At 44.8% G+C, this 19,035-nt stretch carries 15 protein-coding genes; 12 read left to right on the top strand and 3 right to left on the bottom strand.

Annotation, left to right across the window (positions count from 1 at the left end; translation table 11 throughout):
- Positions 1-23: 23 nt before the first annotated feature.
- The 5 genes from yqeC to Psch_RS15955 all read left to right on the top strand — a co-directional run bounded on the left by yqeC (position 24) and on the right by Psch_RS15955 (position 6,994).
- Entirely contained in the window at positions 24-770 is a 747-nt protein-coding gene (gene yqeC / locus Psch_RS15975) for a selenium cofactor biosynthesis protein YqeC (RefSeq protein ID WP_190258797.1), read from the top strand.
- A 32-nt stretch (positions 771-802) separates the two neighbouring features.
- A complete protein-coding gene (mocA, locus tag Psch_RS15970; protein WP_190258796.1) occupies positions 803-1,423 on the top strand; it encodes a molybdenum cofactor cytidylyltransferase in 621 nt (206 codons plus the stop codon).
- On the top strand, positions 1,420-2,751 hold the full coding sequence (locus tag Psch_RS15965; protein ID WP_134220274.1) for an acetyl-CoA hydrolase/transferase family protein: 1,332 nt from the start codon (positions 1,420-1,422) through the stop codon (positions 2,749-2,751). Before mocA ends, Psch_RS15965 begins: the two co-directional genes overlap by 4 nt.
- A 510-nt stretch (positions 2,752-3,261) precedes the next feature.
- Complete coding sequence (locus Psch_RS15960; protein ID WP_190258795.1) at positions 3,262-4,935, top strand: AMP-binding protein; 1,674 nt, start codon at positions 3,262-3,264, stop codon at positions 4,933-4,935.
- A gap of 379 nt (positions 4,936-5,314) precedes the next feature.
- Positions 5,315-6,994: an AMP-binding protein gene (locus tag Psch_RS15955; RefSeq protein WP_134220276.1), complete on the top strand. Its 1,680-nt coding sequence runs from the start codon at positions 5,315-5,317 to the stop codon at positions 6,992-6,994.
- Between the two features lie 145 nt (positions 6,995-7,139).
- Here the strand turns inward: Psch_RS15955 and Psch_RS15950 are convergent, their stop codons facing one another.
- A complete protein-coding gene (locus Psch_RS15950; protein ID WP_190258794.1) occupies positions 7,140-7,571 on the bottom strand; it encodes an acyl-CoA thioesterase in 432 nt (143 codons plus the stop codon).
- 494 nt (positions 7,572-8,065) lie between these two features.
- Between Psch_RS15950 and Psch_RS15945 the strand changes: the two genes are divergently transcribed.
- The 5 genes from Psch_RS15945 (at position 8,066) to Psch_RS15925 (ending at position 12,831) form a co-directional block, all read left to right on the top strand.
- Positions 8,066-8,335 (top strand): FeoA family protein, encoded by a 270-nt coding sequence (locus tag Psch_RS15945; protein ID WP_134220278.1) that lies wholly within the window; start codon positions 8,066-8,068, stop codon positions 8,333-8,335.
- Positions 8,336-8,338: 3 nt separating this feature from the next.
- Complete coding sequence (locus Psch_RS15940) at positions 8,339-9,127, top strand: FeoB small GTPase domain-containing protein (RefSeq protein ID WP_134220279.1); 789 nt, start codon at positions 8,339-8,341, stop codon at positions 9,125-9,127.
- Positions 9,124-10,515 carry a nucleoside recognition domain-containing protein gene (locus Psch_RS15935; RefSeq protein WP_190258793.1) on the top strand — a complete coding sequence of 464 codons (1,392 nt, stop codon included), beginning with the start codon at positions 9,124-9,126 and terminating at the stop codon, positions 10,513-10,515. Before Psch_RS15940 ends, Psch_RS15935 begins: the two co-directional genes overlap by 4 nt.
- Positions 10,516-11,276: 761 nt before the next feature.
- Positions 11,277-12,290, top strand: a complete 1,014-nt coding sequence (locus Psch_RS15930) for a DUF2680 domain-containing protein (RefSeq protein WP_190258792.1) — start codon at positions 11,277-11,279, stop codon at positions 12,288-12,290.
- A gap of 403 nt (positions 12,291-12,693) precedes the next feature.
- A complete protein-coding gene (locus tag Psch_RS15925) occupies positions 12,694-12,831 on the top strand; it encodes a hypothetical protein (RefSeq protein ID WP_190258791.1) in 138 nt (45 codons plus the stop codon).
- A gap of 68 nt (positions 12,832-12,899) precedes the next feature.
- Here the strand turns inward: Psch_RS15925 and Psch_RS15920 are convergent, their stop codons facing one another.
- Positions 12,900-15,713, bottom strand: coding sequence for a PKD domain-containing protein (locus tag Psch_RS15920; RefSeq protein WP_190258790.1), 2,814 nt, complete (start codon positions 15,711-15,713; stop codon positions 12,900-12,902).
- 803 nt (positions 15,714-16,516) lie between these two features.
- Between Psch_RS15920 and Psch_RS15915 the strand changes: the two genes are divergently transcribed.
- Together Psch_RS15915 and Psch_RS15910 are read left to right on the top strand one after the other, a co-directional pair.
- Positions 16,517-16,777: an AbrB/MazE/SpoVT family DNA-binding domain-containing protein gene (locus Psch_RS15915; protein ID WP_190258789.1), complete on the top strand. Its 261-nt coding sequence runs from the start codon at positions 16,517-16,519 to the stop codon at positions 16,775-16,777.
- On the top strand, positions 16,774-17,190 hold the full coding sequence (locus tag Psch_RS15910; RefSeq protein ID WP_190258788.1) for a putative toxin-antitoxin system toxin component, PIN family: 417 nt from the start codon (positions 16,774-16,776) through the stop codon (positions 17,188-17,190). The genes Psch_RS15915 and Psch_RS15910 overlap by 4 nt, the downstream gene beginning before the upstream one ends.
- A 253-nt stretch (positions 17,191-17,443) precedes the next feature.
- On the opposite strand, the gene Psch_RS15905 is transcribed toward Psch_RS15910, so the two are convergent.
- On the bottom strand, positions 17,444-18,949 hold the full coding sequence (locus Psch_RS15905) for a B12-binding domain-containing radical SAM protein (RefSeq protein ID WP_190258787.1): 1,506 nt from the start codon (positions 18,947-18,949) through the stop codon (positions 17,444-17,446).
- Between the last annotated feature and the right edge of the window lie 86 nt (positions 18,950-19,035).

The following is a 19,035-nucleotide window of genomic DNA, read 5'->3' as shown; positions in this document are numbered from 1 at the left end:
TACGCAAAGGAACATGATTTGTAATGAAGATCAGCAAGGCCTTGGGCTTGAAACAAAAAGGAGTAATATCCCTGGTTGGTGGTGGCGGAAAAACCTCCTTAATGTATCGTCTGGCTGAAGAAATACCCTTACAATACAAGGTTGTCGTAACAACTACAACAAAAATATTTTTGCCCCCGCCCGATAAATTTCCGTTGGTCCTGTTGGAAAAAGACGAGCCGCCGGAAAAAGAGCTGTACGAGTTCCTTTTGAAAGGCTTGAGGCCGGTAGTAGGTTCCGGCCTGCTGGAAAATAACAAGATGAACGGAATATCCCGCGAGCAAGTAAACTTGCTGCAAAATTACGCAGACTTTACTTTAATTGAGTCGGATGGCTCCAAAGGCCGTTCCCTGAAAGGACATTTAGATTTTGAACCGGTTATTGCCGGGGCAACAACAGTGCTTTTGGTTGTGATAGGCGCAGACATTTTTGGCAAAACCCTGGACAGCAAATATGTACACCGCCCTGAATTAGTCTCAAGACTGACCGGTCGTAAGATGGGATCCATAATTGACGCTGAGATGATCGCTGAATTAATTACTCATCCGGAAGGAATTTTGCGCGATAGTCCTTCAAATGCGATGGTTGTGCCGTTTATCAACAAAGTAGATCGCATGGAAAATCAAGGTGAGGGGCGCAGGTTGGGCAGGTTGCTACTGGGTGAAAAAATCAGTAAGGTAATACTGGGGTCGGCAATTGGGATAAACCCTGTGTTGGCTATCATGGAATAGCATCCAATATTAAAAAGAGTGGTACTGATATTATGATTTCAGCAGTTATTTTAGCTGCAGGAATGTCTTCGAGAATGGGGTTTCCTAAACAATTGCTCGAATTGGGAAAGAGACCCTTGATCCGAATTGTAACAGAAAATGTATTAGCCTCAGCAGTTGATGAGGTAACGGTTGTGACAGGTTTCCGGGAAGATGAAGTAAGCGCCGCAATCAAGGACCTGCCGGTAAAAATTATTGTTAACCCACACTTCAGGCAGGGTCAAGGTTCTTCCCTGTCCTTGGGGGTTAAGGCAATCAACGTAAATACTACTGCATTTTTAGTTTTCATGTGTGACCAGCCACTTATTTCCCCTTCTATAATCAACACAGTTATCAGGGAGTTCAAAGAGAGACGCAGCATGGCGCTTCGTCCGCTCTACCAGGGTATGCCGGGCCATCCGGTGATTTTTAGCTATTCATTGACTTCTGAGTTAGAATCACTACAAGGGGATGAAGGCGCACGTGAAGTGCTGAAGAAACTTGGGAATAAGGTGGACTATCTTACGGTACAAGATGAAGCAGTAATTCTTGATGTGGATACCCCGGAAAGTTATGAGAAGTTGAAGCTAATGGTGTTTTCCTCAAAAAAGCAGATTGGGAGTGGCATTCTTTGAATTACACAGAGGAATATAAGCGAAAGCTGGTTACACCGGAAGAGGCAGTTAAGGTAGTCAAATCAGGGGACTGGGTTGATTACGGTTCATTTACAGGCTCAGTTGTTGTACTGGACAAAGCTTTGGCGACCCGAAGAGATGAACTGTGGGATGTGAAGATCCGCAGCTGTACCCGTTTTACCGGGATCCCGGAAGCGGCAATAGTTGATCCCACCAGGGAGCATTTTATATATAATGGCTGGCAGCTCAGCGGTTACGAGCGTAAACTGAGCGATCAGGGGCTCTGTTCGTATATTCCCATTGTCTATTATGAAGTGCCCGAGTATTACCGGAATTATATTGACGTTGACGTTGCATTTATTCCAGTAACCCCTATGGATAAGCACGGCTTCTTTAACTTTGGCCCCCAGGTCTCTCACACCATGGCCATATGCGAAAAAGCCAAAAAGATCGTCCTCGAAGTAAACCCCAACATACCGCGTTGCTTTGGACAGGAGGAAGCTATTCATATCTCGAAAGTGGACTATATCGTGGAAGCCGATTATCCAATAGCCGAGATACCTGCTGCCAAGCCCAATGACATTGATAAAAAGGTTGCGTCAATAATTATGGAGCAACTGGAGGATGGTTGTTGCCTGCAACTGGGTATTGGGGGTATGCCCAATGCTGTCGGAGAAATGATCGCGAATTCAGATTTAAAGGATCTGGGCATTCACACCGAGATGTTTGTGGACTCAATGGTGGATATGGTAGAAAAAGGACGGGTGACGGGAGCAAGGAAAAACATAGACAGGTATAAGATGGTTGCGACATTTGCTGGCGGCACTAAAAAGACTTACGATTTTATTGACGAGAACCCAATGTGCGCTTTTTTACCCGTAAACTATACCAACAACCCCAATGTAATCGGTCAGTTGGATAATTTTGTGTCAATCAACAATTGTATTGATGTGGACCTCTTCGGTCAGATAAATTCGGAGTCTTCCGGTATCCGGCAGATCAGTGGTACGGGTGGTTCTATTTGTTTCGCCCTGGGCGCTTTCCAGTCAAGAGGTGGAAAGGGCTTTATATGCATGACTTCAACCTTCAGTAAAGGCGATAAAATATTCTCACGGATCCGGCCCACACTCGAACCCGGTTCAGCCGTGACCATTCATCGCGGTATGGCGCCCAGCATAGTAACCGAGTATGGGATTGCTAATTTAAAAGGCAAAGCTTTATGGCAAAGAGCGGAAGCTCTGATATCTATCGCTCATCCTGATTTCCGCGAAGAATTGATTAAAAGGGCCCAAGAAATGGGTATCTGGCGTAAAAGCAACAAGCGATAGGCAGGAAAGTAAAAGCAACCTGAATATTCTTACTATTAAGTGTGGAGGAAATAAAATCAGATTGTTTCTATCTAAAACTTAGATAAATTTCAATAAAATAGCAAAATCATTTTTTCACAAATTATTTTATAAAAAATGTTTATTTCTTCTACTTATCACTATATAATATAATAAAGTAAGCTGGTTTTTGATGTGATACTATATATCATACTACTATAACTTATACTATTACACAGTAAACCAAGGATTTTATCCGTTGAACTACTATATGGCATAATAAATCTATTTATTTTTCAAATAATCTACTATATAATATAATATATCTAGTGATAAATTTAACATGCGACTATAGACTATAATAGGGTGGGTAAAAATGTTTATTATGCCATGGGGCATCGAGGCCGTTCTAAAAGATATTAAGGATGATAGACCTTCCAATACCTATGCTAAATAATTTTTATTTATAGCACAGGTATTGGAAGGTCTTTAATATCCGGGGGAGGGGCTAATATGGGAGAGCCTGATAAAATTACTATTGGTGGACTGGTTGACCGTACAGCGGCAAACTATCCCGACAACGACGCTCTTGTTTACCCAGACCGTGGCTCGAGGTATTCCTACAAAGAGTTTAGGGATACCTGTAACCGATTTGCTAAAGGACTGTCTGGGTTGGGGGTGAAAAGAGGCGACCATATTGCGATTTGGGGGACCAACGTACCCGAATGGGCTATCAGCCAGTTTGGAACCCCCAGGATTGGAGCGGTACTTGTAACAGTCAATACAAGCTACAAGTCTTTTGAGTTGGAGTATTTACTGAAACAGTCGGATGCGACAACTTTGATTATGATCGAAGGAACAAAAAGCTCTGATTTCAAAAGCATCTTATATGAAATCTGCCCCGAATTACAGCACTGTAACCCCGGAGAGTTGGTTTCTGAGAGACTTCCTCTTTTGAAGAATGTAATAATGATAGGAAACAATAAACATCCCGGCATGTTTACCTGGGATGAAGTTGTCAAAATGGGTGAAGCTGTTTCAGATGAAGAACTTGCTGCAAGCATGGCCGCGACTGACCCGGATGATGTAGCCATTATGATTTACACTTCCGGCACCACCGGGTTTCCCAAAGGCGTCATGTTGACTCACCACAACATTATTACAAACGCCATCGCCCATGTGGAATGTTTGAACCTCAGTCCGGTTGACAGGATGTGTATCGCGGTGCCTTTCGCACACTGTTTCGGCTGTGTGGGGAGCAACATATCCTGTATTGTAGCCGGTGCGGCAATGGTTGTGGTTGAAACGTTTGACCCTGTGCAAGTACTGAAAGCAGTTGAACAAGAGCGCTGCACCGTGCTAAACGGGGTCCCCACCATGTTCATTATGGAACTGGAATTGCTGGATAAGGAAAATTTCGATGTGTCTTCCCTTCGCACCGGTATTGTGGCCGGGGCTGCATGTAACATTGAAGTCATGAAAAGAATAGTGAAAGATATGAATATGAATGAGGTCATCGTCGCTTACGGGCAGACTGAAGCCTCACCCTGTATCACCAGCACCAGGATAAACGATCCTCTTGAATTGAGGGTTTCTACAGTAGGACGGGCTCTGCCTGGCGTGGAGGTAAAGATTTTTGACCCCGAAACAAAAAATGAGGCTCCCCCTGGCACTCAGGGCGAAATCTGTGTACGTGGCTACAATGTTATGAAGGGTTATTACAAAATGCCTGAAGCAACCGCTTCCGCCATTGACGGGGAAGGTTGGCTGCACACCGGCGACCTGGGTATTATGGATGAAAACGGCTACTGCAAGATCACCTGCCGCATCAAAGAAATCATTATCCGAGGCGGGGAAAATATTTATCCAAGAGAGATAGAAAAGTTTCTTTCTACTCACCCATTGGTGCGGGATGTTCAGGTTATAGGTGTCCCAAGCAGCAAATACGGTGAGGAAGTGATGGCCTTTATTCAGCTGAAGGAAGGCGCAACTCTTACGCAGGAAGAGGTCCGGGACTTCTGTAAAGGCAAAATCGCCCGCAATAAAATACCGAAATATATAGCCTTTGTTGATAGATACCCTGTTACCTCCAGCGGTAAAGTTCAAAAATTTAAACTGCAAGAGATGGCTATAGAAATGTTGGGCATAAAGGAAACTCCAAGACCAGTAACGACTTGTGTTTCTTAACATAGCCATTCTGCTCTGATGCGTACATTAAAATGTAGGTGCGAATTCATTCGCACAAATGCAACATTGGCCGCCACAAGTTCGGCGCTAGCGCGCCGTGTGCGATTGAAATCACACCTACATATTTTCATGATGCATGGCGCAGCGATAGCGGTGCGTGGAACTACTATGAAATAAATTAATATATGATATATTATTGCTACTCATGATGATAGTGCATATTTTGGCATGTAATACCATGTAATATAATAACTCATTGGTTATTTAACACTATTATGCAAGTAGCAGAGTTTTTAAGCTTACTACTATAGCCTATATTAAATGTACATATTTGTTATTTATATGGGAACAGAAAATTATTATTTTGGGAGGGGCGTTTGTGAGAGATTTGGGTAAAATCACAATAGGTGAACTGGTTGATCGTACATCGATTAACTATCCTGACAACGATGCTCTTGTCTACCCCGACCGCGGTTTGAGGTATTCTTACAAAGAGTTTCGCGAAGTCTGCAACCAATTTGCCAAGAGCCTGTTGAAGCTGGGAATAAAAAGAGGTGATAATATTGCCATTTGGGCTGCCAATGTGCCCGAGTGGGTGATTACCCAGTTTGGCAGCGCAAGGGTTGGGGCAGTGATGGCTACAGTAAGCACCAGCTATAAATTATTGGAACTGGAGTATCAGCTGAAGCAGTCAGATGCAACAACCTTGATTATGATGGAAGGCACCAAAAGCTCTGATTTTAGAAGCTTAATTAATGAGCTTTGCCCGGAATTAAAAGAGTGTAAACCGGGAGAACTGGTATCAAAAAGACTGCCCCTATTAAAAAATGTGGTTATGATAGGAAGCAATAAATATCCTGGCATGTTCACCTGGGATGAATTTATCAAAGTGGGTGAAAATGTTTCAGACGAAGCGCTGGCGGCCAGGAGCGCAGAACTGGATCCGGACGATCCAGTCGTTATGATCTACACTTCCGGTACCACCGGATTTCCCAAAGGGGTAATGCTGACCCACCACAACGTTATTGCGAACGCATACGCACAAGCGATATGTATGAACCTGGGCCCGTCTGACCGGATGTGTATAGCGGTGCCTTTCTTCCACGTCTTTGGAACCACGGCCAGTACCGGGTGTTGTGTCGTTGCAGGAGCAGCGATGGTGCCTGTTGAATTATTTAGCCCGGCACAAGTGCTTAAAACCGTTGAAAAAGAGCGCTGTACGGTGCTGCACGGGGTGCCGACCATGTTTATTCTGGAATTGGAGCAAATGGAAAAGGAAAATTATGATGTGTCTTCCCTGCGGACCGGTATTGTGGCTGGCGCTGCATGTCCCGCTGATGTCATGAAAAAAATAATTGAAGTACTGAATATGAAAGAGGTCTTAGTTGCTTACGGGCAGTCTGAATCATCACCTTGTATTACCATCACCAGGGCAGACGATCCCCTGGAGCTAAAATGTTCCACGGTGGGAAAAGCGTTACCCGGTGTTGAAGTGAAAATCGTTGATCCCGAAACAGGAAAAGAAGTGCCGAAGGGAGCGCAGGGCGAAATCTGTGCCCGTGGCTATAACATTATGAAGGGCTACTACAAGATGCCTGAAGCCACAGCAAATACCATTGATGCGGAAGGCTGGCTGCATACCGGGGATCTGGGTACTATGGATGAAAACGGGTATTGCAAGATTACCTGCCGGTTAAAAGAAATGATTATCCGCGGCGGCGAAAATATATATCCAAAAGAAGTGGAGGAATTCCTGCGAATTCACCCTTTGATTAAGGATGTTCAAATCATTGGTGTTCCAAGTGAAAAATACGGCGAGGAAGTGATGGCTTTTATTCGTGTGAAGGATGGGCATGTCCTTACCCCTGAATCTGTCCAGAACTTCTGTAAAGGCCAAATCGCCGGTTGGAAAATTCCAAGATATGTTGCTTTTGTTGAAGACTATCCTTATACTTCCAATGGAAAGGTTCAAAAATTTAAACTGCGCGAGATGGCTATAGAGATGCTGGATCCTAGAGAAGTGGTTAAGCCGGGGAGTATATGTAAGGTCTTAGTATGATTTATTACTTTGAAGGAACAAAATCCTCAACCTATAAGGTTGAGGATTTTGTTGGTTTTGAGACTATTTCCCCTTTTCGTCATTTTTCAAGGCTGTCCTGAACCGATGTCTTTATGCATGCTCTAGTTCAAATATACCTAATTTGTTAATTCCCACTATGTTCATAATTTTCTATGGTTTGGCGAAGGAAGTCAGGGATAGGCTGTGTCGCTTTTTTCTTTGGATTGTAGCTTACGTATAGTATCTCTGCTGTAAGTAATGCATCATCTTCTCCATCTCTAGTAATGGCAAATTCCATAACCATGCTTGTATTACCCATTTTTACTGTTCTGCACCAAATATTTAGCCAATCATACATTGTTGCTGATTTATGGTAATTCAGAGTAACCTTTTTAATTACATAATCAAATATTTCATCCTTTTCAAGCTCAGCTAAATCAAGTTGAAGACCTTCGCGAAAATACTCACCTACAGCAATGTCGAGGTAAGTAAGATAGTTTGAGTTAAATACGATCCTTTGGGCATCTACCTCAGAATAACGGACTCTCAATCTGGTTTTAAAACGATAACCTTCCACTATAATCCACCTGCCTATGCTAGTAATATTACAAATATTATACATTACTTTTCATTTGACTGCAATAATGGAGCGTTTGGCAACTTTATTCAGGTATTATCCTTGATAATTCCAATAAATGTTAACAGCAGCAATAATTAAATATGTAATACATATTATAATCCAAGAAAAGCACTTAATTTTATTCAATTAAATTAAGATAATATATTTCCAGTGTCTTCCTCTAAGGAACATAAAAATTCCAAATTACAGGGTGTAACAAAAGGAAAATACTGGGCGTAAGATCTATTATCGGGCAGCCAACGTTATTGTTGCTCTAAGAAACTTTCTTACTGAACAATAAAAAACTTGCCCTGATAAAACACCGGGAAACGGTCACAAGATTTCAAATATTGACATATGTTAGGTATTAACTGACACAATTTTTGACTAATTGTTAGCCGGAGTTAAATTAGTTAAACGGAATTAATAATCGTAAGGGAGGACCTGTACATATGGAGCATAAGCAGGGTGATTATCCGGCAGACATAATCATCAGTCTGCACGACTTGCCTGTCGGAAAATCGGCTACAGTAAGCTCAATCCAGGCCGCAGGTTTTACCAGGCGGAGAATGCTGGACCTGGGCCTTGTCCCCGGAACCAGGGTGAAAGCCCTGCGGATCAGCCCTGCCGGAGATCCTAAGGCTTACCGGATACGCGGCGCCGTCATTGCCTTCCGGAAAGAAGAGGCGCAGCAAATCCTGATCAAGTATAAAGGGGAGTAGAATGTGGGTTTGACAAACCAGTCCACTGGAAGTGGCGCTATAAAAGAACGTTTTGGCAGGGGCCAAAATAACAGAGCGGATTATGTGGTTGCCCTGGCCGGCAACCCGAACACCGGGAAGAGTACCGTTTTCAACGCCCTGACGGGGTTAAACCAGCACACCGGCAACTGGCCTGGAAAAACAGTGCTCCTGGCTGAGGGCCGCTACATTCACCAGGGTCTCATTTATAAACTGATTGATTTACCCGGCACCTACTCGCTGATGGCAAATTCAGTGGAAGAACAGGTGGCCAGGGACTACCTCTGCTTTGGCAGGCCGGATGCCACGGTGGTTGTTTTGGATGCCACCTGTCTGGAAAGAAACTTGAACCTGGCTCTGCAAGTGATGGAAATAACCACCAGATTAATCGTCTGCGTCAATCTGGTTGACGAAGCCCGGCGTAAAAAAATACAGATTGACTATCGTGCTCTAGCTGCCAGGTTGGGAGTGCCTGTGGTTCCTACCGCAGCCCGGAACGGATTGGGTCTTGAGCATCTGATTAAAACCGTTTCGGGTGTCGTCACCGGCCGCATCGAAACGAAGCCTTATGTTGTACGATACAGCAAAGAGATTGAAAATGCCGTTTGCAGATTGGAACCAAAGATAAAACAACTGGTCGGGGAAACCTTCAATGCCCGCTGGCTGGCGCTTCGTTTACTAGATCGAGACGAGACGGTAATTGACGCCGTCGAAAATTGGCTGGCACGGAAGGACGGTTTGAGAACCGGGATAAAAGAGGTGGTTTTGGCATGAGCCGGGCGGCCATTTGTTCAGGTTTAGATGAACTCTTGGAAGAAGCGGGCAAGATAAATCCTGAGGGTTCACTAAATTTAAACGACTCTATTGTCAGCGCCATCTACGGCAAGGCAGAGGAAATTGCCGAAGGGGTTGTGACCTCCCGAGGAAAGCCGCCGGTGGACTGGGACAAAAAACTGGATGACATTTTCACCTCAAGAGTATTCGGCTTTCCCTCTATGCTTTTACTGCTGGCTGTTGTTTTCTGGATCACTGTGGCCGGCGCGAATGTCCCTTCGGAAATGCTGGCAACCGGCCTTTTCTGGATACAGGGGCAGTTGACGGAGCTTTTGATTTGGCTGGATGCCCCGGCCTGGGTCAACGGCTTCTTTGTAGAAGGAATCTACCGTTGTCTGGCCTGGGTCGTGTCGGTGATGCTGCCTCCAATGGCAATCTTTTTTCCGTGTTTTACGTTGCTGGAAGACATGGGTTACCTGCCCAGGATTGCTTTTAATCTTGACAATTTCTTTAAGAAGGCGGGCGCCCACGGCAAGCAGTCCCTGACCATGAGCACGGGCTTCGGCTGTAACGCCGCCGGTGTGATTGCCTGCCGGATCATCGAGTCACCACGGGAGCGCCTGATTGCCATGCTGACGAACAATTTTGTGCCCTGCAACGGCCGTTTTCCCACCCTGATTGCCCTGGCCGGCCTGCTGGTGATGGGAACAACCACATTTTTAGGGTCCGCGCTCATTGTGGTAGGTATTGTGGTGTTCGGTATCGTGACGACGTTGGCGGTGTCCTGGCTTCTGTCCAAAACACTGCTAAAAGGCGTTCCATCCTCATTTACTCTGGAGCTGCCGCCTTACCGCAAGCCCCAAGTAGGACGGATTATTACCCGTTCAATCTTTGACCGCACCCTATTCGTACTTCGCCGCGCAGTGTTTGTCGCGATGCCGGCCGGGGCTGTCGTCTGGCTGTCTGCCAACATTCATATTGGGGGTGTCAGCATCCTGACCTATTGCGCCAACTGGTTGAATCCCTTCGGGCAACTGCTGGGAATGGACGGATATATTCTCATGGCCTTTGTGTTGGGGTTGCCGGCCAATGAAATTGTGGTACCCATTCTGATCATGAGCTACATGGCGACAGGATCCATGCTGGAGCTGGACAGCCTGGAAACGCTGCGCCAATTGTTTGCGAGTCACGGCTGGACCTGGCTCACGGCTGTCTGTATGATGTTGTTTTCTCTGCTGCACTACCCGTGCGGCACCACCCTCTGGACTATTTCGAAAGAATCCGGCAGTCTTAAGTGGACCGTCCTGGCGGCGCTCATTCCTTTGATTATTGCTATCACTGTCTGCTTTGCGGTAGCCCGGTTGGCAAGCTTATTGGGATGGGTCTAAGGAGCCCGCCTGGCCAAGATCGCCTCTGATCTGCAACATCACATCCCTCGGAGAAGTTCCTCCCGTATTCATCGATTATTCCGTCGATGTTGATTAAGTCTCCGTTACAGCTGCCACGCCTGTGGCAAACTAAGTATGCAGACATACAAAAGGCCTCGCTCTCCAGAGAGGGCTTTTTGTATTGTTATAAAAGTTTGCCTATCTTGAAATGAACTCGACTCCGGTAAGTAACTCTTGTTTTTATTCGAGCTAAAACCTTTCAGAGAGGACTTGCATAAGAAATATCCGGGTAACTCACCAGTGGACAGGATTACGTAGTTGTAATGCCTTGTGTCCGTCCATTGTTTGAAGCTTGTTTTTTCTCCTATTGCCCATAACTGATTCCTCCATAAGAATAATAAGATGTGTGCGGCTGAAATCCCACTCCGTACACCAACAAGAAGTATGATCACCTACGTCTTGAGCAAAATACGACCAAAAAAGCAAATCAAAAAGCTTCCGGTCAACATGGGCGGCATGAGGTAACAAGGGGTCTTTAGCCCTTTCCCATGCGCACCTATTTTGCAGACTTGGTCCCCTCTTTTCTTTTATAGGCTAGCTTGCTCCCACAAGGTGATGCCGGATACTTTCAGCAAATACTAAGCCTCCTTTCAGTGCGTATTCAACCATTTTTCAGGGAGCCTCTCTATAATTTACTTATATAAAGGAAAGGGGGCTCAAGTTGTTTTAAAACTTAAAAGAATGGAAAGGGGGCTCAAGTTTTGTTAAAACTTCATAAGAATATGTTTATTGGTGTTTTGTCTGCAGGGTTATTGTTGGGGGGAACCGCGCTGTTTAATGTCTCAACGGCTAATGCCGCCAGCCCAGGAAAATCCCAACAGATGATAGGTTTCCAGACAGGCATGGGTGGTCAGGGTCAACCGACTATGATGTTCCAATTGGGGGCACCTATGCGGCAACAACCTAATCAACAGCAGAAGAATCAACAACAATTTAATAAACAGCAGGTCAAGCAACTTAATCAAAAACCTGTTCAACAACAGCCTGTTCAACAACAGCCTGTTCAACAACAACAGCCGCCAATCGAACAGTTTGCACAAGGAGGCCAAATGTGCGAGGCCACAGGCGGGAACCTCATTTCACAAGTAGCTGCTATTTTGGATGTGGATGAACAAACCATTATCGCAGCCCTGCAAAGCGGTCAAACTCTGGTCGAAATCGCCGAGGATTACGATGTAAGCGAAGATGAGCTTTTAGAACAGCTCGAGGAGCTGCAAAGCGATGCCATTGATGATGCGGTTGATGCCGGCATTCTCACCGATGATCAAGCTGATACGTTAAAAGAACAACTCTCCGAACGTTTGGAGCAAATCGTGGAGGGTATCAACACAATGCCGAATAATAATGTCGGCAGTAATGATGCCAGCGTAAGCGATATTGAAAATACGCTCGATAATTATTTTGAAGATGCAGGAGATAATTATTTCGGTGATGACGGTATAGATGTGACAATAAGCCTGGATGGCGACGAGGATGATTTGGCATATAGAGTCACTCTTGACTTTGACGATGCAGTAGATTATGAGGATTTGACAGACATCAGCCAAACTAAGCTAAAAACCTTTTTGAGTGCAGTAAAATCGAAAATCAAAGCTGAAATTGCTGATACCGATTTACAAGATGCAGATATTATGGGAAAAGCGGTAGATAATGATAACTCCAGTTATTATGTAGAGTATGATGGTAGTTCGTATACTTTTAGCTGGGATGATTAAGTGCATAGAAGCAATAAAAGACCATTTCTCAGATTTACCTAAAATTAATAATAATTTTCAAAGTGATTGTTAGATAGCCAACATAAAAGACGGGGAGGCCTAGTTTACCCCGTCTTTTATGTTGGCTCCGACTACTGCGACCGGTGCAAGTACTTGCCGGCGTTCTGATGTGCTTTGGGTGGTGCGCCGCAATAGGGAATTATTTAGCCTGGTGATGAGCCGGGCTTTTCCCATCTTTGAATGTTCTTGGCACACTTGAGCATCCAAAGCAGAATCCCGATTACCAGTTAGGCGATCGGGATTTTTTAGCCCTTCAAAATCAAACACAGTTATTATATCTTCCTGTGTGGTAATGTGCTGGTGTCGGAGGCTATGGTACCTGCCGAACTACGGCGGTATTTTGATGAGGCCGCCCAGAGGTTTGGCATACCGGCATGGTTCTGGCTGCGGTGGCCATGAAAGAGGCTCGTTCAATGTGACGGTATATGGTGAGGACGGTACCGGTTCTTACGGCCTCATGCAGGTCCTGCCCGAGAAGTGACGAAAATACGCTCCAGTTTTGGGTTTTGACTCTGAGGCTGAATAAGGACTGCACGCCATGCTATGAACCTATTTGTGGATGACTATGCTGCCGCCACCGATGACCGTTGTCGGGTCCGCATTGTCTGCTGCGTTCATTTGATTGTCATAGACGACTGAACCGTCTGTGTTATTCGTAATCTTGATCCGGAACATGTCGGGAGCCGTGCCGCCATTATACTGTCCGTCAGTTGCGGTCAGCATAAAGCCATAATTACCGGTTCCGTTTATCGTGCCTGAACCCTTGCACTGTGCCTTGTTACCCGAGATCACGAGCCAGTCATAGCTGGTGCTGAGGAAGTTCAGGCTGCCGGCATTAAACTGGAATTCCGTATTGCCTTTAGGCATGCGGGCGCCCTTCTGGTACTTAGAGACGAATCCAAAGTTTGTTTCCCCTGTGATACTCGGGTCGGCGGCGTAGGCCCCTGCCGCTGAGTTAATCCAGCCACCGCCGGTCACGAACCCGCCGTTCGGGTCGTAGACTACGGATACGGAAGTGGATGTACCGGTCCCACCATCCTTGTCGGTGACGGTTAGCGTGACGGTGTAAACACCAGCCGAAGTATAAGTATGGCTGCCGTTTACAGAGCCGGAGCCATTCGTTTCAGTGACGGTGGCCGGAGATGTGGTGCCGTCACCCCAATCCCAGACCGCGGTATGCGTATCAAGGGTACCAGGGTCAGAGAAGCTTGCAATTGCGGTTATGGCTGTTTTTACTTGTACAGGGGCAAGCAAAGCTGACTCGATGGTCGGCGCCACGGTATTTACTGTTACCGTAACGTTTGCAGTGCCTATTCCTCCATAGCTGTCTTTAACCGTTAGTGTAGCTGTAAAATTACCGTTATCAGTGTAAGTGTGTAACGCGGTTGCGCTTGAACTGAACGGTGTGCTGAGACCATCCCCAAAGTCCCAGCTATAGGTTAGTTGATCATTGTCGGCATCAGCACCTGAACCGCTGAAAGTGATTGCGCTTCCTTCGTTACCAGTATACGGGCCTTTCGCATCTGCCACCGGCGGGGTATTGACGGTTGTAAAGCTAAATGTTTTTCCGACAGTTAATTCATTTCCAGCTCTATCCTTTACGGCACCTGGTTTTATCATAACTGTATAGTTAGTATGGGCACTCCAGTTTCCGCCATCACCTCGTTCCAGAATCACTGTGTTTCCATCCTGAGGCCGTGCAACAAAATTCACGTAAGGGTCAGCTAAACCAGGAGTATTATTCTTTATCAAAATTGTCCTATCAACATATGGATTACCAACAACTTCTACTGGCTCATTAAACTTCAGTATGATTTTACCAGTTAGTAGCACGTCTTTGTCCCCGTCAATTGGAATATTTTCAATAATAGATGGTGGAGTCCCGTCTAAGTTAATTGTCACTTCAGCTCGACCCCAATTACCTGTATCTGTAGCAGATACTGAAATTGTGTAACTTCCATCAGTAGTTTCTCTGCCTTCCGGAAGTTTGGAAGAATCCCATATTTCTGAAACAGTAAACTGCTTAGAATTAGGAGTAAATTCTTTCAAAGTTGCAACCCAGCTTGGGGTAATATGGATATACATCTTCCAAATTTCGATGTTATCTTCGGCAGTTGCTTTTATAGGTATTGGTTCTCCCCTTTTGTAAAAAATATTGTCAACAGGTGAATCAATAGTAACAGTGGGTGGAATTGGATCTATAATTTTAATCATAACCGCAAAATCCACCAACTCATGTCCCTCATTTGAATAACCTACAGCTCGGACTAAGTATTTTCCTGGATCCATTCCACTAGTTGACCAATTGGTTGAATAAGTTCCGTCACCACTAATCATCCCACCAGGATTATCAAACCAGCCTGTTTCAATATTTTCAACATAAAATTTAACATGTGCTACACCAGTTGCGCTTGCTGATAAATTGACGGTATCACCAAGACCTATTATTGCTCTCTCAGTTGGGCTTAGTATTTGTAATGTTGGCTCAGTGCTGTTAGAAGATAACCAATTAAATATATTATGAATTAAAGTATAGTGGTCATAATTATTGATATAGTCATTTCTAAGAAAGGCTGTATCACCAATGGAAACAACTCTTCCAGAACCATATTGAGCCGCAGCTAAAACTGCTGCACCAAAATAGTCATAGCGCTCAGTAGTATAGGCAAGAGCTATAGCTGGGCTAGTGATTGACAATGGACTTGCCAAATTTATACGAAAGCTGCTGACACCCTTAGTTAAATCATGTGTTGTTGTTCTAATGTCTGTAATGATTGCATCCCAAATGGGATTATCATCATAAGATACTATACCAAAAGATTTACCTATTATATTAAAAGAGTAATTACTGATTCTAGCACTATTCTCATCAATACCCAACATATCTCCTAACAGAAATAAACTACCACCATTTTTAACAAATGTCACTAGAACACCGGCTTCTTCTTGACTAATTACCCTAGAACCTAAACCAAAAACTATAATGTCATAATTATTTATTTCCATTGATGCAATTGGGTTTAGGTTTCTTTCTTCAACTAAATAACCTTCTGAAATCAACATATTAGCAAGATTTGAAAAATTACCATTAATATTATTATTCGAGTATGATCCATCGTTAATAAATAAGATTTTTTTATTGTTCATAGAAGGATCATAAGTTTGAGAAACAACCGTATTCTGATAAGTTTGAGAAACAACCGTATTCTGATAAGTTTGAGAAACAACCGTATTCTGATAAGTTTGAGAAACAACCGTATTCTGGTTTTCTTCAGCATAGCATACAGTAAATCCCGTAAAAAAAGCGGTAATTAAAAATAACCCTAATAACAAAAAATATCTTTTAAATTTAGCATAAAACATTACTGAATACCTCCTCAAGTAGCTTAATTAACCAACTTTGGAAAAGGGCATTCAAAAAAGGCCACAGTCATCTTTTTTAGTTTTACCATAGTCTTCATTGCACGGGATAATATTGAGATTAGGCACATGGTGGTTGGGTAGTGACTTTGGGAGAGTTATTGAGAACTCCCTTGGTTTGCCTCATGGACCACTTTTAATTGACTGGACCCATTGGATTCAACCCTAGAAAAATTTTCCTATATTAGCTAATCTCAAGTTAGCGATATTAAAGCTGATTGTCAATATTTATTGTCTAAAAATAGCAAAATCTTGTCTGATTTTGTATTGTTAAAAACAAAGAAGGTCCGACATCGCAGAGCCTTCACCGATTACATTAAGGTAAAATGGATCAATCAACACATAATATATATATTTCATGAAGCGTCCTAAAAAAGAAAGGACATCCTTTTTTTCTGTTTTTCTAAAAGTAAGTGTCAAGTATTGCACACCTGTACATCAAGCAAGATTTGGGGTATTTCTCATTCAGAGGATGTTGAGGCATGCGGCAGTCAGCCGGCAATGCATCCGACCAGGTCAACCACCCACGCCTAAAGGCGAGGGCTTGTAAGGAGCAGTCCTAACAAGCCGCGGTTGACCAGCCTGAGTCTGCCGGTATCATATGTGGGCGGGCAGGCTAGGTTACACGTGTGATGGAAAGCTTACCATGTTGATAGATTTTTAAATTCACCTGTTAAAAAATTCTTGAATGGTAAGAAAAGATGATTTAGAATATAAAGTAAGAAATTATTACGGAGTGTGCTGAAATGGAAGATTTTTTTATTGCTAGGATAACCACGAAGGGTCAGGTTACTGTTCCCCTGGAATTAAGGAAGCATCTTAAGATTCAAGAAGGTGATTATATCCTTTTTGAAAAAAAAGGCTCCAAGGTGGAAATGAAAAAGTTGGCTCCGTCAAATGATTTTGAGGAATTTGCCAAACCGATCAGAGAAAGGTTTCAAAAAGAGAGGATAGCCCCCGAAGATGTGGAAGCTGCGATTAGCTGGGCAAGAGGACATAAAGAATGAGAGTTACCGTAGACACCAATGTCCTTATTTCAGCCCTTGGTTGGAACGGGGCTGAAGCTGCCGTCTTGGAAATGGTACTTGATTGTTCCCTGGATCTTTGCATTTCCACGCAAATATTGAGCGAATTTTACAGGGTAGTTCAATACCCTAAGTTGGGTTTTACGGACGAAGAGATAGATGGATTTATCGGCAGGCTACTGCCTAAAGCTATTTTGCTCACCCCTTCAAAGAAAATTAATGCGGTTGAAGCAGATCCGGACGATGACAAAATTATTGAATGTGCGGTTGAAGGCAAATCTAGCTATATTATCACCGGAGATAAACATTTGCTTCAATTATGTGAGTACGAAGGTATAGGGATATTAAAGGCGTCAGAGTTTTTACAAATTATCTCTAGCAACAATAAGTTATAGAACCCACTAAAGGCGGGGTTTTGCTGGAGTAATGCAAAAGGATCACGTTTATAGAACAGCTGGCGAGAGCCAGCCTCTTCTTTTTTGTATAACGAAAACGACCTGCTAGGTTGTGAGTATGGTTTAGGTATGCGACAGCTATCCAGAGTCACCGGTCTGCCCTGTACATTGCAAGAAAGGTATATATAGAACATAGGAAGTACATGAGCACTGTCCCCCTGTGCGTCTGATAGCGGGTCGGGTGGCATGACGCTTAGACCTCTCCCTCCAGACGCACCATCTGCCTGAACATCTTCCGATAGTGGAAGCCTTTGATGGAAAAGCTCACCGCTTCCGGAAGGAAGCGCGGGTAGCGGAAGGTGGTTTTGATCAGGAGCTTCCAGTAGTGCCGCCGACCTTTCTCCAGTATGCCCAGGTAGAACATCGCCTGCAGTAGTGCCTTGATGTAGACCAGTTGGAAACGTTCGGCACGTTTCCGCTTAATCGGCTTGAACTCCTTGAAAAACTTGTATACCCGCTCGTAGAAGGCAGCCGGGTCGTAGATAGCGGTGATGATGCTCTGGTAGCCCTCCAGCAGCTTCTGGGGGTTCATTTTGGGGATGAAGTTCAAAGAAGAGAAGTCGGTGTTGTTACCTGTAAAACCGGACAGCAGCCGATTCTCCTGCTTCAGGCGCTCAAATAGCCGCGTCCCGCTGGGAGCGCTCAGCAACCCCACCATGGCGTTGATGATGCCGCTCTGCTTGATGAAGTTGATCTGCCGCTCGAAAATGGATGGGGTGTCACTGTCAAATCCGACGATGAAGCCAGCGCTGACCTCCATCCCGTTGTTCTGGATAGTCTTCACTGATGCAATCAGGTTGCGGTTGATGTTGTTAAACTTGTTGCACTCCTTGAGGCTCTCCTCGCTGGGAGTCTCGATGCCGACAAAGACATGATTGAACCCTGCCTGCCTCATCAACACCATCAGGGCAGAGTCATCCGCCAGGTTGATGGATGCCTCCGTGAAGAAGCTGAAGGGGTATTTGTGCTTTTCCATCCAATCGATCATCAATGGCAGGACCTCTGTTTTCAGTCGGTTCTTGTTGCCGATGAAGTTGTCGTCTACCACGAAGACCGAGCCCCTCCAGCCGGTGTTGTAGATGGTGTCGAGTTCGCTGATAAACTGGGCGGTATTTTTTAGACGCGGTTTGCGACCGAAGAGGGATGTGATATTGCAGAACTCGCAATCGTAAGGGCAGCCCCGGGAGTACTGGACACTCATGGACGTATAGTCCTTGTTGTTTATCAGCTCCCAGGCAGGTATCGGCGTACTGTTCATGGCCGGCCACTCGCTGCTGTTGTAAATATGTCCGGCTGTGCCCTGCTCCAGGTCCTTAAGGAAAGGTGGCAGAGAGGCCTCCGCCTCGCCCAGCACCAGGTGGTCGGCTTCGGGAAACTCCTCCGGCTCCATGGTGAACAGCGGCCCTCCGGCCACGGTCTTTACACCTAGGGCCTGGCAACGGTTCAGGATCTTCTTGGCCGAGACTTTTTGAATGACCATGGCGCTGATGAACACACAGTCGGCCCATCGCAGGTCGTCGTCAGTAACTTTTTTAACGTTCATGTCGATCAGCCGCTTATCCCATGCTGCGGGCAGCATGGCAGCCACTGTCAACAGCCCTAGAGGGGGGAACGCCGCCTTTTTGTTGACGAACGATAGAGCGTATTTGAAGCTCCAGAAGCTGTCCGGATACTTTGGATACACCAGCAATGCCCTCAATTGTCCCATCTCCTTTGGGATTCCGTAGTTAAACCCGTACTTAACACCAGATAATATTTTTATTATATTTTACCATTTTTTTTATA

This window comes from Pelotomaculum schinkii (assembly GCF_004369205.1).
Classification (GTDB): Bacteria; Bacillota; Desulfotomaculia; order Desulfotomaculales; family Pelotomaculaceae; genus Pelotomaculum_C; species Pelotomaculum_C schinkii.
Note: the sequence above shows the minus strand (reverse complement) of the source record. Positions and strands in the feature narration are given on the sequence as shown.

Bases quoted from the DNA above. Each gene is read 5' to 3' on its own strand.
- yqeC (WP_190258797.1), top strand. From the start codon at position 24: ATGAAGATCAGCAAGGCCTTGGGCTTGAAACAAAAAGGAGTAATATCC.
- mocA (WP_190258796.1), top strand. From the start codon at position 803: ATGATTTCAGCAGTTATTTTAGCTGCAGGAATGTCTTCGAGAATGGGG.
- Psch_RS15960 (WP_190258795.1), top strand. From the start codon at position 3,262: ATGGGAGAGCCTGATAAAATTACTATTGGTGGACTGGTTGACCGTACA.
- Psch_RS15945 (WP_134220278.1), top strand. From the start codon at position 8,066: ATGGAGCATAAGCAGGGTGATTATCCGGCAGACATAATCATCAGTCTG.
- Psch_RS15935 (WP_190258793.1), top strand. From the start codon at position 9,124: ATGAGCCGGGCGGCCATTTGTTCAGGTTTAGATGAACTCTTGGAAGAA.
- Psch_RS15925 (WP_190258791.1), top strand. From the start codon at position 12,694: ATGAGGCCGCCCAGAGGTTTGGCATACCGGCATGGTTCTGGCTGCGGT.
- Psch_RS15920 (WP_190258790.1), bottom strand. From the start codon at position 15,713: ATGTTTTATGCTAAATTTAAAAGATATTTTTTGTTATTAGGGTTATTT.
- Psch_RS15915 (WP_190258789.1), top strand. From the start codon at position 16,517: ATGGAAGATTTTTTTATTGCTAGGATAACCACGAAGGGTCAGGTTACT.
- Psch_RS15910 (WP_190258788.1), top strand. From the start codon at position 16,774: ATGAGAGTTACCGTAGACACCAATGTCCTTATTTCAGCCCTTGGTTGG.